Here is a 13,431-nt window from a genome sequence, read left to right as displayed (position 1 = left end):
GCGGCAATCCGCGCCAACCGGCAGGGATGGAGTATGAAACCCTCATTCTGGGCGCAGGCGCCGCCGGTCTGATGTGCGCAGCGCACGCAGGACCGGGTGTTCTGGTCATCGATCACGCGCGCGCACCTGGCGAGAAGATCCGCATTTCCGGCGGCGGACGCTGTAATTTTACCAACCTTTATGCAGGGCCTGCGAATTTCCTCTCCGAAAACGCGCATTTCGCCAAATCCGCACTGGCGCGGTACACTCAGTGGGATTTCATCGACCTCGTAGAACGTCACGGCATCGCCTGGCACGAGAAAACGCTCGGGCAGCTGTTTTGTGATGGCTCCGCCAAACAAATCATCGCGATGCTGTTGGCCGAGATCGAGCGCGCCGGTGCCACGCTCTGGCAGCAAACCACTGTCACAAAGGTGCAAAAGACCGATGCAGGCTTTGCAGTCACCTTGGACCGCGAGGGTGCACGGCACGTGATACGATGCCGCAATCTGGTGCTCGCCACGGGCGGTAAATCAATCCCCAAGATGGGCGCAACCGGTTTGGCCTATGATATTGCGGCCCAATTTGGACTGCGCGTAACCGAAACACGCCCTGCCCTTGTGCCGCTGACGTTCCCAGATGGGCGATTTTCCGAACTCTCCGGGGTCTCGCTGCCTGTACGTCTCTCCAACGATCGTACCGGGTTTGACGAGGCATTGCTGTTCACTCATCGCGGCATCTCCGGACCTGCAGTACTGCAACTGTCTTCATACTGGCGCGAGGGTGAAGACATCGCCGTGAACCTGATCCCGGATATGCCGCTGTTAGAGACACTGCGCACACAACGCCAATCTGAAGGTCGGCGCCAGCTCAATACAGAACTGTCCCAACATCTGCCTACCCGGTTGGTACAACACCTGTCGGCCCATCTGCCCCTGACCGGACGCCTCGCCGATCAATCGGATAACGCCCTATCCGCGCTGGTTGCGGCGTTGTCTGAATGGCGTCTCACCCCGTCGGGCAGCGAAGGTTATCGTACTGCCGAAGTGACACTGGGCGGCATCGACACGGCTGCGCTATCGTCAAAGACGATGCAGGCGCAAGCGGTGCCAGGGCTTTACGCAATCGGTGAAGCGGTCGATGTCACAGGCTGGCTAGGCGGGTACAATTTCCAATGGGCCTGGTCCTCCGGACATGCTGCCGGCATCGCCATTGCCTTCGGAAGCTGACCCCGCGCTTCATCTTTGCGAAAATACTCCGGAAGGGGGCAGCGCCCCTATCCTGCCAGCCGCTCGCGAACGTTTGCGGTGAAATCATTACCCCGCTGTTCGAAATTGTCATACTGATCGAAGCTCGCAGCAGCGGGCGCCAAAAGCACCGTATCCCCCGGTTCGGCCTCGGCCATTGCACGCGCAACCGCCTCGGCCATGGTCGTGCAAATCTCGGCTTCAACATCAAGCTGCATCGCAAAATTCGCCGCCTCGCGTCCAATGACATAGGCCTTGGCGACCGTACCGCTTGATGCATTCAGCTGCGCCAACCCACCTTCTTTTTCAAGCCCGCCACAGATCCAGCGAATTCTGGAAAACGCGCTCAGCGCCTTTGCGGCGCTGTCCACATTGGTGGCCTTGCTGTCATTCACATAGGTTATACCCTCAACTTCGGCGATGATCTGACTGCGATGGGGCAAGCCCGGATAACTGCGCAGCGCTTGCTCAATCACCCGAGGCGCCAAACCCAAGGCCCGACATGCGGCATAAGCGGCGCAGGCGTTCTGATGGTTGTGCGCACCGGGCAAGCCCGCGATCTGGCGCAAATCGATGGACCCGGCCTGTCGCCCCTTGCGGTATTCCGAGAGAAACCCCTTGCGTGCAAACACCTGCCAGCCCAGCCCACCGGGTTTCTGCGTGACCGACACACGGATCACCCGATCATCGGTGGGCCCTTCCGAGAGTTGTCCGGCGAGAAACTCGCCTTCGTTCTCATCAACACCAACCACCGCACGGTCCGGTCCACCTTCGGCAAACAGCCGACGCTTGGCCGCGAAGTAACCGCCGAGCCCCCCGTGCCGATCCAGATGGTCCGGCGACAGGTTGGTAAACACTGCAATGTCAGGGGTCAGGGCGCGCGCCAAATCGGTTTGGTAACTGCTAAGCTCCAACACGATAACCTCGCCATCACCGGGTGGATCGATATCCAGCACCCCGCGCCCGATGTTCCCAGCCAACTGTGCCGGGCGCCCCGCCTCGGTCAGGATGTGATGGATCAGCGCGGCGGTGGTTGATTTGCCGTTGGAACCGGTCACCGCCACGACGCGCGGCGGGCTGTCAAACTTGTCCCACGCTCGCGTCGCAAATGACCGAAAGAACAGCCCGATATCATTGTCCACCGGAACCCCGGCGCGCAACGCAGCGGCGACCACCGAGTTTGGCGCAGGATAAAGATGCGGAATACCCGGACTGACGATCAGTGCTGCGACCTCGTCAAACGCCCCTGCTCCGGTCAGATCGCGACAGGTAAAGCCTTCGTCCTCGGCCGTCGCGCGCGCCGCCGGATTGTCATCCCAACAGACCGGGTGTGCGCCCCCGGCCCTGAGTGCCCGCGCCGCACTCAGCCCGGAACGCCCGAGCCCCAGAACCGCAACTTGCCGATCGGCCATACCCGTAACTGGGATCATTGAGGCGCTTCCTTGTGCCTGTTCCACCATCGCAGCCCCAGCCAAACCAGCAGAACTCCGAACAGGAAAATCGCCGCAGCGAGCCCGAGGTGCAAGTGCAATTTCATATGTCCAAAGACCGACCGGATCGTTCCGCCAACGCCAAAGCCCAGACCGCAAAACACCGTGGCCCACAGCAATGTCGCAGCGACATCTAGCAATGCAAAACGCAGCCATGAAATAGGGGTCATGCCAATCAGGATCGCACCAACGCTTTTCATACCATAGATGAACCGAAATCCGAGGATCGTCGTAACCCGGTGGCGTTCGATCCGTGCCTGAAGGGCAGGGACCGGCCCGCGCGCCAGCTGTTTCCGAACAATGGCCCGATGCCCGGCATATCGCCCGATCAGAAACATCACGTTGTCGATCACTGCGCCACCAAGCGCTGCGGCAAGCACGACACCGACAAAGGGCAAAAGTTCGCGATGCGCCAGCACGCCACCCAGAAACGCAACCGCATCACCTTCGACCACAGTACCGACGGCAATCCCCGGCAAGCCTAGGGTCTGCACCAGCGTTTCAAGCGACATGATTTCCCCCCGGCCCGTCAGGTTTCATGACCAAACCGGTGCCTGTTCATGCACCGGCCGCTATGTGTGATGCGCCCCTTTTGACACATGCAGCCCTTGGACATTGCGGTCCAACAGTCTAGCTTTTCTACCGCACCTTCAGCGTTGCCAGCCCGATCATCGCAAGGATCAGGGAAATGATCCAGAACCGGATGACGATGGTGGGCTCTGCCCAACCCTTTTTCTCGTAATGGTGATGGATCGGCGCCATCAGGAACACCCGCTTGCCGGTTTTCTTGAAGTAAAGCACCTGAATGATCACGCTCATCGCTTCGACCACGAATAGCCCGCCAACGATGGCCAGCACCAGTTCGTGCTTGGTCGCGACTGCAATCGCCCCAAGTGCCCCGCCGAGGGCAAGCGAGCCTGTGTCGCCCATGAACACCGCAGCGGGTGGCGCATTATACCAGAGAAAACCGAGCCCGCCGCCAAAGAGCGCGGAACTGAAGATCAGGATCTCACCAGTACCCGGCACGTAGTGCACATCAAGATATTCGGTAAAGTCGACACGCCCAACCGCATAGGCGATCACCCCCAGAGTCGAGGCCGCGATCATCACCGGCATGATCGCCAGCCCGTCGAGGCCATCTGTCAGGTTCACCGCATTGGCGGCACCCACAATGACAATGATGCCAAAAGGAACATAGAAATAACCGAGATTGATCAGCGTATCCTTGAACACCGGCAGGGCCAGTTGCCCCTGTAGATTCGCAGGATGATACTGTGCAGCCCACCACGACGCGATCATCGCGATCAGAATACCTAAGGCCAACCGCAGCTTGCCCGGTACGCCAGATGTATTTTGCTTGCTGACCTTGGCATAGTCGTCGGCAAACCCGATTGCCGCAAAGCTCATCGTCACGAACAGCACCAGCCAGACAAACGGATTGTCCAGCCGCGCCCAAAGCAGCGTGGCGGTGATCAACGCGCCAACAATCAGCAGGCCACCCATGGTCGGAGTGCCAGCCTTGACGAAATGACCTTCGGGACCATCGTCCCGGATCGGCTGGCCTTTACCTTGCCGCTTGCGCAGCACTGCAATCAACGGTTTTCCAAAGAGAAATCCAAAAATCAGGGCCGTCAGAAACGCCCCCCCGGCACGGAATGTGATATAGCGGAAGAGGTTGAAAAAATCCCCCCCGTCAGAAAGCGCAGTCAACCAATAGAGCATTTCAACGCCCCCTACTCATTATCTTGTGTCGCGAATTTCGGCTCGCCATGACCCATTTTGCGGATGCCGTCAACGATTTCGCCCAGTTTCATGCTGAGCGAGCCTTTGACCAGAACCACATCACCACCATGCACGATTTTGTTCAGGATGGGGAGCAGTGCCGCACTGGTCTGTTCGTGGCGACCCCGCTTTGCCGGGGGAAGTGCTGCGTGCAGATCGCCCATCAACGGACCGATGCAATGCACTGTGTCGATCTGCGCCATCGCGGGCAGGTCGGCCAGAGCCGCATGCATCGCCGCCCCTTGCGGACCAAGTTCCTTCATGTCGCCCAGAATCGCGATCCGTCTACCTTTGCCCTTGTCGGTCGCTGCCAACACATCCAGCGCGGCGGCCACTGACGTTGGATTGGCGTTATAGGCGTCGTCCAGCAGGATCATGTCGTGATCCGCTTCCACCGCATCCATTTGTATCACCTCGCGCACGCCGCGCCCTTGATACGGGCTCCACCTGCCAAGGCTAAGTGCCGCGAGTGCGGAATCTGCGCCCAGCGCCGTCGCAGCGGCCAGCGCACCAAGACCATTCATCGCGAAATGCCGCCCGGCGGTGGCAATTTTGAAGAGCAGTTCCTCGCCATGCACAGTTGCACGGGCGACGGTCTTGTCACCGGTCACCGTGACATCCAGCAATTGATAGTCCTGCGCACGGGTTCCGAATTCAGCGATCGCGGCACCAACCGACGCCGCCTTGTCGCGCAAGATATCGGCCTCTTCGATATCAACGTTCAGAATGGCAGTTCCGGCGGGTTCCAAACCGTCAAGGATCGCGGCCTTTTCCGTCGCAATCGCCGCAACATTGGCGAAAGCTTCCAGATGCACGGCAGCAACGGTGGTGATCATCGCCACATGCGGGCGCGCCATGCGGGCCAGCGGCTCGATTTCGCCGGGATGGTTCATGCCGATCTCGATCACGGCAAATTGGGTGTCGCTGGGCATCCGCGCCAAGGTCAGCGGCACCCCCCAATGGTTGTTATAGCTGGCAACGCTGGCATGGGTGCGCCCCTGATCGCCCAGCATCCGCGCCAGCATTTCCTTGGTCGAGGTCTTGCCGACACTGCCAGTGACCGCAATAACACGGGCATCCGTGCGGGCACGGCCAGCTTGCCCCAAACGCTCAAGCCCCCGCAACACATCATCCACGATCAAGAGGGGCGCATCTGGGTCAACGCCGTCGGGGACGTGCGTGACCAATGCTGCGGCGGCCCCTTTGCTAAGCGCCTGCGCAACAAAGTCATGACCATCCCGCGCGGCCTTCAGTGCCACAAAGAGATCACCCGGCTGCAATGTCCGCGTATCAATAGAGACTCCGTTGGCCGCCCAGTCACCCTGCGCCTGCCCTCCCGTGGCCTCGGCGGCGTCTTGCGCGGTCCAGAGCGTCATGCGATCCCTCCATCCAGCGCCGCTACCGCGACACTGGCCTGTTCGACGTCATCAAAGGGCAAAACATCATCCCCGACGATCTGCCCGGTTTCATGGCCCTTGCCGGCAATCAGCAGGGCATCACCCGCCCCCAATTCATCTATACCGCGCAGGATCGCTTCGGCGCGGTCCCCGACCTCTGTTGCTTCGGGTGCGCCGCCCAAAACGGCGGTGCGGATCAGCGCCGGGTCTTCGCTGCGTGGATTGTCATCGGTCACGATAACCAGATCGGCGTTTTCTGCCGCCGCCTGCCCCATCAACGGGCGTTTGGTGACATCCCTGTCACCGCCAGCCCCGACAATGGCAATGAGACGCCCCATCACATGCGGGCGCATCGCCTTGAGCGCGGTCGCGACCGCATCCGGTGTGTGTGCGTAGTCGACAAAAACCGTAGCCCCATTGGACCGAGTCGCCGCCAATTGCATCCGACCTCGTACCGTCGTCAGGCGCGGCAAGGTTTCGAAGACATCGCCTGCGGCATCGCCACAGGCAATTGCCAGCCCGCAGGCTAGAAGCACGTTTTCCGCCTGAAAGCCGCCGATCAGGTTCAGGCGGATCTGGTGCGGTTTGTCGCGATAGCCGAAGCGGATGTCCTGTCCGGTGGAGTCAAAACGCTGCGACAGCAGGTTGATGTCGCCCAACCCGCGCCCCGTTGTCAGGATCTGCTGCCCGCGCGCAGCCGCGATGGCGCGCATTTCCGGGCCGCGATCATCATCAAGGTTGATGACAGCCGTGCCCTCAGCCGGAAGAACCCGACGGAACAATCCCGCCTTGGCGGCGAAATAGGCTTCGAATGTATCGTGGTAATCCAGATGATCCTGGGTAAAATTTGTGAATCCGGCCGCCGTCAGATGTACCCCGTCAAGGCGCCGTTGCTCCAAGCCGTGACTCGACGCCTCCATCGCGGCGTGGGTGATGCCATGCGCAGCGGCCTCGGCCAGCGTGCGTTGCAGGGTGATCGGCTCGGGTGTGGTATGGGCAAGCGGCGCTGACCACGCCCCTTCAACCCCTGTGGTTCCCAGGTTGATCGCCGCATGTCCGAGTTCGGTCCAGATTTGGCGCACAAAGGTCGCAACCGAAGTCTTGCCGTTGGTACCCGTCACCGCAATGATCGTCTTGGGCTGTTCCCCGAACCACAACGCGGCGGTGAACGCCAATGCCTGTCGGGGATCTTCGGTGACGACCAGCGCCGCGTCCGATGCGGCCAGCTCGGTTTCTGCCAGCGCCGCGCCTTCTGCGTCGGTCAGGATTGCCGATGCCCCCATGCGCAGCGCGTATTGGATGAACTCGCCACCGTGTACACGGCTGCCGGGCAAGGCGGCAAACAGATACCCATCCTTCACCTCGCGACTGTCCACCGCGAGGCCGGTGATCTGCGGATCTCGCCCCCCGCGCGCGGTCAACGCCAGTTGGCTGAGTGACTTTACAGGGTGTGTTTCGGCTGTACTCATTTGCCCGGCCCCCAAGGCTAGTTCGAGGTCAGCCTTATACCAGCCGACTGCCCCGGTTCAACGTCCGGACGCACGCCCAGAAGCGGCGCGATCCGACCGATCATCTCTGCCGCCACTGGCACAGCCGTCCACCCGGCGGTGCGGCGCGGTTTCGATCCCGAATTCTCGGACGGTTCGTCAAGTGTCACGATGAGAACGTATTTCGGGTCCTGCACCGGAAACAGGCTCGCAAAGGTGGCGATGACCTTGTCTTCGTAATATCCACCGCGCGGTTTGGGCTTGTCTGCTGTGCCGGTCTTGCCCGCAACGCCGTACCCCGGAACTTCGCCAAAGCTCGCGGTGCCATCGGTCACGACCTGCCGCAACATACGGCGCGATGCTGCCGCTGCCCGGTCCGACATCACACGCGGCCCATACTGCGGGCCGTCCTGACGGATGATCGTCGGATTGACATAGAAACCGCCATTGGCGATCGCCGCATATCCTGCTGCGAGATGCATCGGGCTGACGGACAGACCGTGGCCGTAGGATACTGTCATTGCGCTGAGTTCTGACCAGTTCTTGGGCAAGAGCGGGGCACCCCCACTTGCCTCGACCACTTCGAATGGCGTTGCCTTCAGCATGCCAAGCGCACCCATGAATTGTTTCTGGCGGTCGGCACCGATCTGTTGCGCCAGCCGTGCGGTACCGATGTTGGACGACTTCACGATGATCTTTGTGACCGACAACTCTTTGCCATAGTTATGGAAATCATTGATGCGGAACTTGCCCCACCGCAGCGGACCACGAATGTCGATCATGGTTTCCGGGCTGACTAGCCCCAGGTCCATCGCTTGTGCGGTCGCAAAAATCTTGAATGTCGAACCCAGTTCGTACACCCCTTGGACCGCCCTATTGAACAGTGGGCTTGCCGAGGGGTCAAAGCCGGATGTCGGCGGGCGCGGGCGTTCGTTGGGATCAAAATCTGGCAACGACACAACCGAGATCACCTCGCCTGTGTGCACATCCATCAGGATGGATGTCGCGCCGCGGGCGTTCATCAGCTTCATGCCACCGTATAGCACCCGTTCGGCCGCCGCCTGCACCGTCAGGTCTAGCGACAGTTGCAGCGGCGTCGCGCCATTGGCCGGGTCGCGCAGATAGTCGTCAAATTGCTTTTCAACACCAGCAACCCCGATCACCTCGGCAGCATTCACGCCTTCCTTGCCGAAACTCGCCCCACCCAGAACATGCGCCGCCAGCGTACCGTTGGGATAAAGGCGCATTTCGCGCGGGCCGAACAACAATCCTGGATCGCCCAGGTCATGCACCGCCTGCTTTTGCTCGGGGCTGATCTTTTTCTTGATCCAGACAAACTTGCGTTTCCCGGTAAAATCCTTGAGCAACCGTTCGGCCTCAAGATCAGGGAAAATCCGCGCGAGCCCTTCGGCGGCTGCGACCGGATCGATCAGATACGGCGGCTGCGCATAAAGCGAATGTGTCTCGAAATTGGTGGCGAGTATCCGACCCTTGCGGTCCACGATGTCGGCACGTTGTGTGGCGATGGTGGTATCGCCCCCACTGGCCACCGGTTCAGTGGCTTCAGATGTCGCCAGCAGCCCCATGCGCCCACCAACGACGGCGAAGGCGCAGAAGAAGAACACGCCAAGCACCAGCAGACGCCCTTCGGCGCGGGCGCGGGTCCGATCGCGCATTTCTTCGTGGCGGCGGCGGATATTCTCGCGTTCGATCGTATCCGGGTTTTCGCCTTTGGCACGGGCCGACAGAATGCGCGCCAGTGGGCGCAGAGGTGTGCGGATCACAGCGGCTCCTCCTCTGCCAAAGTCGAGATGTCGATCGGGTTCATTAATGGCAACAGGTCGACCGTCGGATAGCTGACCTCGTCCACGCGACCAAACTGATCCGGGCGCAGGGGCAACAGACCCAGCCGGTCAAAATTGATATTCGCCAATTCACGCAACCGGTTTGGGCGGTTCAGATAGGCCCATTCCGCACGCAACACGCTGAGGCGCACCTGCGCTGCGCCGATATCACGCTGCAATTGCCGGGTTTCGCTCAGCACCCGCTGCGTTGCGTAGTTTTCACGATAGGCCCAAAAGGCCAGCCCAAAGACCGCCAGTGCGGCCAGAACATACGCGATGCTTCGCATCAGTGTCCCCCTTTCAGCTGTGGCGTCCCGATGGTCTGCGCATCAACCTCGCCAGCCGGTGCATCCGTGCGGATCGCCACCCGCAGCTTTGCAGAACGCGAACGCGGATTTTCGGCTAGTTCCTCATCATCCGGTCCGATTGCCTTGCGCGACTTGAGCGTGAACTGCGGCGCGGCCTCTTCGATCTCGGGAGCATAGCGGTTTGCGCGCCCGCCCTGCCCGGCACGTGCCGACAGAAACCGTTTGACCATACGGTCCTCGATGGAATGAAAGCTGACCACGGCCAATTGCCCGCCGGGCTTCAACGCCCGCTCTGCCGCCATGAGGCCGCGATACAATTCATCATATTCTTCGTTGACCGCAATCCGAAGCGCCTGAAAGCTGCGCGTTGCCGGATGCGATTGCCCGGGTTTGGGTCGAGGCAGGCAAGACTCGATGATCCCGGCGAGTTGCAATGTCGTGGTGATCGGAGCCTCTGTCCGTGCCCGGATGATTGCGCGTGCGATGCGACGGCTCGCGCGCTCTTCTCCATAATGAAACAGAACGTCAGCGAGCACGCTTTCGCCTGCCTCGTTGACCAGATCGGCGGCAGATGGACCGGACTGCGACATCCGCATGTCCAGCGGACCATCCTTCATGAACGAAAATCCGCGTTCCGCCTGATCAAGCTGCATGGACGAAACACCGAGATCAAGCACGACGCCATCCAGATCGCTTGCATATTCATCCATACGCGAGAACACGCCCGATTGCATGACCAGCCGGTCGCCATATTGATCGGCCCAACCTTTTGCCATGTCGAACGCCAGCGGGTCACGATCAACTGCGACAACCCGTTCTGCCCCTGCATCCAGCAGACCACGCGTGTACCCACCCGCGCCAAAGGTTCCGTCAAGCCAGATGCCGCCAACCGGTGCAACCGCTGCAAGCAACGGGCGCAGCAGAACGGGAATGTGGGCGTCAGATTTTTCCGGATGGGCCTCGACCGCCATCCGCTCAACCCTCGGAATTGCTGGGCGGTGCGGCACCGTCCAGGAATATAAGGGGATCGAAATCGCCGGGAAGTTCGTCCAGCCAGGCCTCTGCCTTGGCCAATTCCTCAGTATCATAGGTCTCGGGCTTCCATATCTGGAATGTGTCACCGGCGGCGATAAAGAACGCCATCCCTTCAAGATCGATCTTGCTGCGCAGCTTTGCGGGCAGAACCAGACGCCCGGTCTCGTCGACAGTGGTCGGAAAGGACTGTCCGTGGAACATGCGCTGCAGCATCTTGCGCTCCATAGAGCCGCGCGGCATCGCGTCGATCTTGGCATCGACCTCGTCGATCGCCTCCATCGTATAACATTCAAGGTAATTGCGGCGATGATCGCCATAAACGATGACGAGTTCGGGGTTGCCGCCGGTTTGACAGTTGGGATCGCCTTCGACGAGAACACGGCGAAAAGAGGCCGGGATTGTCACCCTGCCCTTAACATCCACCTTGTGGTGGCCTTCGCCTCTGAACCTGCGACCCAAGTTCCCTGCCCTTCTTTATGCGTCCCGACGCCCGTTCGCTTGCCCCCTGAAAGAGAAAACGGCGAGTTGATCCGCTGCCACTGATCAACCCGCCGCCTTGTCCCGCTTTGCGGGTGTCCAGTCGCGCGCGCCACCTGGGGGGATGTCTGCTCGCTTGCGCGCCGGATCTCTTGGTCTGATGAAGTCGAAGCCTGTATGAAACCTGCTTATCGTTGGTTTGGGGTCGTTTGGTGCCCCTGCTGTCTTCTTCATCCGATGAACAAGGGATCGCACGGGAATTCATGGGAAGCAACTGTTTTTTACGGGAAAGCGCGTGCACACGGGATTGAGAAACACCACGGCGCGCCCGAAAAATTCCTAATTTTGTGGATTTTTTGTCACAAATTGCGACTCAATCGCCAAAATACACTATATGTAGTGCGAGCTCTTGAGCGAAAATTCGTCCCACGATTTCCCAGATTTTTTCATCATGTGACCTGCACTACTCTCTTGTTCCCGATACGTTCTTGGCGAGGTGGTGTAATTGCTTCTGTCAGAACAGAGTCGCGCGCTTTGATTCGAGAGGAAAGCGCCACCAATCGACCTTCGTCCCATGATTTCCCAGAAGTGTAATCGGGCTGGTTCAGGCCATGCCGCCTTTAATCAATCGCTCCGCCATACGCGCATAGGCCTCCGCCGCCGGACCGGTTCCGATTGCGATCGGAGTGCCGGCGTCCCCCGCGAGTCGCGTCTCCAGATCAATCGGCAAGGTTCCAAGCAGGGGCACACCCAGCTTGTCGGCTTCGGCAGCCACACCACCATGACCGAATATATTGTGTTCTGATCCGCAGTCCGGACAGACAAAGCCAGACATATTCTCTATCAATCCCAGAACCGGCGTCTTGAGGGTGGCGAACATATCCAACGCCTTGCGCGCATCCAGCAGTGCAACATCCTGCGGTGTGCTAACCACAACGGCCCCGGTCAATTGCGACTTGGTACATAGTGTCAGCTGCACATCCCCGGTTCCCGGAGGCAGATCAACGATCAACACGTCCAGCTTGCCCCATTCCACCTGCCCCAACATCTGCTGCAACGCGCCCATCAACATCGGCCCGCGCCAGACGACTGCCTTGCCCTCTTCGACCATGAACCCGATCGACATCAATGTGACCCCATGCGCGTGCAGGGGAATGATGGTCTTGCCATCAGGCGAGGCCGGCTTGCCCGACGCACCCATCATGCGCGGCTGGCTGGGGCCATATATATCAGCATCAAGCAGCCCGACCTTGCGCCCGGCACGCGCCAGCGCCACGGCGAGATTGGATGATACAGTGGATTTACCCACGCCACCCTTGCCTGACGCAACCGCGATGATCCGGTCCACACCGCTGGGGCGTGTCGGCCCCTCCTGCGGTTTTGGGTGACCGCCGATCTTGAGGCTGGGTGCGGCGGGCTTTTCTGCGGGGCCATGCGCCGTCAGGGCAACCGACACCGTATCTACACCGTCCATCGCCAGAACCGCAGCCTCTGCCGCGCGGCGCAGAGGCTCCATCTGTTGTGCGATTTCTGGCGACGGTGCTTCGATCACAAAACGCACGGCGCCACCATCAATCGCGACGGCACGCACCATATCGCGACTCACCAAGTCACCACCGTCAGGAAGAATCAGAGTCGAAAGCACTGTCTTTACATGACCTTGCGTAAGCTTCATGAGACCATCCCTTGCCCGTTGTTTGCGTTACCCCGGTCCTATTCGCCCAAAGCGGGAAATACGACTGTATTCTGTGCAGTTCTGCTGCAACTGCCCGCTAAACATACATTTACCCCATGCAATTGCTGCATGGCAGCATTGAACAGTCGACTATTGTGCATCTGCAGCATTACCCTATCTTTGTATCAAGTTGAGGCGCTAACAATCGCCAACGCATCTGAGGTTAAGAACAATGAGCACACTTGTACTGAAGAAATCAAACGGCAGCCCGGTCACAACCGACTGGCTGCAGGGGCTTAAATCGCGGTTTCAAAGCTATCGCGTATATCGCCACACACTGAGCGAATTGTCGGTCCTGTCGGACCGTGAGCTTGCCGATCTCGGCCTGCACCGCTCTATGCTGAAACGCATTGCCTATCAAGCCGCTTACGAAGCGAGCTGATCTTAGGATCACACCAGTTTTTGAGTTCAGACTCTCCTCTCCTCCTCCCTGGAGGGTCTGTTTCTAGCGGCGGCATCTCTCCTCCTCCCTGATGTCGCCGCACCTTTATACCGGTCCAACAGACCGGGCTTGATACATCGGGCGCTCTCCTCCTCCCTGCGTCTTGGTGTTGTAAGAGCGGCGGCATCTTTCCTCCTCCCTGATGTCGCCGCATCCTTCATACCGGTCCAACAGACCGGGCTTGATACACCGGGCGCTCTCCTCCTCC

Annotated in this window: 13 protein-coding genes; 2 read left to right on the top strand and 11 right to left on the bottom strand. The window is 60.0% G+C overall.

The window, feature by feature from the left end; genetic code table 11:
* The first annotated feature begins 26 nt into the window (after positions 1-26).
* Positions 27-1,208: an NAD(P)/FAD-dependent oxidoreductase gene (locus ABJO75_RS08770; RefSeq protein WP_348135323.1), complete on the top strand. Its 1,182-nt coding sequence runs from the start codon at positions 27-29 to the stop codon at positions 1,206-1,208.
* A gap of 47 nt (positions 1,209-1,255) precedes the next feature.
* On the opposite strand, the gene murD is transcribed toward ABJO75_RS08770, so the two are convergent.
* The 10 genes from murD to ABJO75_RS08720 form a co-directional block, all read right to left on the bottom strand.
* A complete protein-coding gene (gene murD / locus ABJO75_RS08765) occupies positions 1,256-2,656 on the bottom strand; it encodes a UDP-N-acetylmuramoyl-L-alanine--D-glutamate ligase (protein WP_348135321.1) in 1,401 nt (466 codons plus the stop codon).
* Entirely contained in the window at positions 2,653-3,228 is a 576-nt protein-coding gene (locus tag ABJO75_RS08760; RefSeq protein ID WP_348135319.1) for a DedA family protein, read from the bottom strand. The genes murD and ABJO75_RS08760 overlap by 4 nt, the downstream gene beginning before the upstream one ends.
* 127 nt (positions 3,229-3,355) lie before the next feature.
* A complete protein-coding gene (gene mraY / locus ABJO75_RS08755; RefSeq protein WP_348135317.1) occupies positions 3,356-4,438 on the bottom strand; it encodes a phospho-N-acetylmuramoyl-pentapeptide-transferase in 1,083 nt (360 codons plus the stop codon).
* 11 nt (positions 4,439-4,449) lie between these two features.
* On the bottom strand, positions 4,450-5,874 hold the full coding sequence (murF, locus tag ABJO75_RS08750; RefSeq protein WP_348135315.1) for a UDP-N-acetylmuramoyl-tripeptide--D-alanyl-D-alanine ligase: 1,425 nt from the start codon (positions 5,872-5,874) through the stop codon (positions 4,450-4,452).
* Positions 5,871-7,364 carry a UDP-N-acetylmuramoyl-L-alanyl-D-glutamate--2,6-diaminopimelate ligase gene (locus ABJO75_RS08745; RefSeq protein WP_348135313.1) on the bottom strand — a complete coding sequence of 498 codons (1,494 nt, stop codon included), beginning with the start codon at positions 7,362-7,364 and terminating at the stop codon, positions 5,871-5,873. Before ABJO75_RS08745 ends, murF begins: the two co-directional genes overlap by 4 nt.
* Positions 7,365-7,381: 17 nt before the next feature.
* A complete protein-coding gene (locus tag ABJO75_RS08740; RefSeq protein WP_348135311.1) occupies positions 7,382-9,166 on the bottom strand; it encodes a penicillin-binding protein 2 in 1,785 nt (594 codons plus the stop codon).
* Positions 9,163-9,513: a cell division protein FtsL gene (locus ABJO75_RS08735; protein WP_348135309.1), complete on the bottom strand. Its 351-nt coding sequence runs from the start codon at positions 9,511-9,513 to the stop codon at positions 9,163-9,165. Before ABJO75_RS08735 ends, ABJO75_RS08740 begins: the two co-directional genes overlap by 4 nt.
* On the bottom strand, positions 9,513-10,505 hold the full coding sequence (gene rsmH / locus ABJO75_RS08730; protein ID WP_348135307.1) for a 16S rRNA (cytosine(1402)-N(4))-methyltransferase RsmH: 993 nt from the start codon (positions 10,503-10,505) through the stop codon (positions 9,513-9,515). Before rsmH ends, ABJO75_RS08735 begins: the two co-directional genes overlap by 1 nt.
* 4 nt (positions 10,506-10,509) lie before the next feature.
* Positions 10,510-10,992: a division/cell wall cluster transcriptional repressor MraZ gene (mraZ, locus tag ABJO75_RS08725; RefSeq protein ID WP_348432452.1), complete on the bottom strand. Its 483-nt coding sequence runs from the start codon at positions 10,990-10,992 to the stop codon at positions 10,510-10,512.
* A gap of 658 nt (positions 10,993-11,650) precedes the next feature.
* Positions 11,651-12,721 carry an Mrp/NBP35 family ATP-binding protein gene (locus ABJO75_RS08720; protein ID WP_348135303.1) on the bottom strand — a complete coding sequence of 357 codons (1,071 nt, stop codon included), beginning with the start codon at positions 12,719-12,721 and terminating at the stop codon, positions 11,651-11,653.
* 232 nt (positions 12,722-12,953) lie between these two features.
* Between ABJO75_RS08720 and ABJO75_RS08715 the strand changes: the two genes are divergently transcribed.
* Positions 12,954-13,163 (top strand): DUF1127 domain-containing protein, encoded by a 210-nt coding sequence (locus tag ABJO75_RS08715; RefSeq protein ID WP_348135301.1) that lies wholly within the window; start codon positions 12,954-12,956, stop codon positions 13,161-13,163.
* A 26-nt stretch (positions 13,164-13,189) separates the two neighbouring features.
* Here the strand turns inward: ABJO75_RS08715 and ABJO75_RS08710 are convergent.
* Positions 13,190-13,431 (bottom strand): hypothetical protein (locus tag ABJO75_RS08710; protein ID WP_348432450.1); only part of this gene is annotated, 242 nt, incomplete at its 5' end.

Source organism: Sedimentitalea sp. (genome assembly GCF_039973035.1).
In the GTDB taxonomy this organism is placed as follows: domain Bacteria; phylum Pseudomonadota; class Alphaproteobacteria; order Rhodobacterales; family Rhodobacteraceae; genus Sedimentitalea.
Note: the sequence above shows the minus strand (reverse complement) of the source record. Positions and strands in the feature narration are given on the sequence as shown.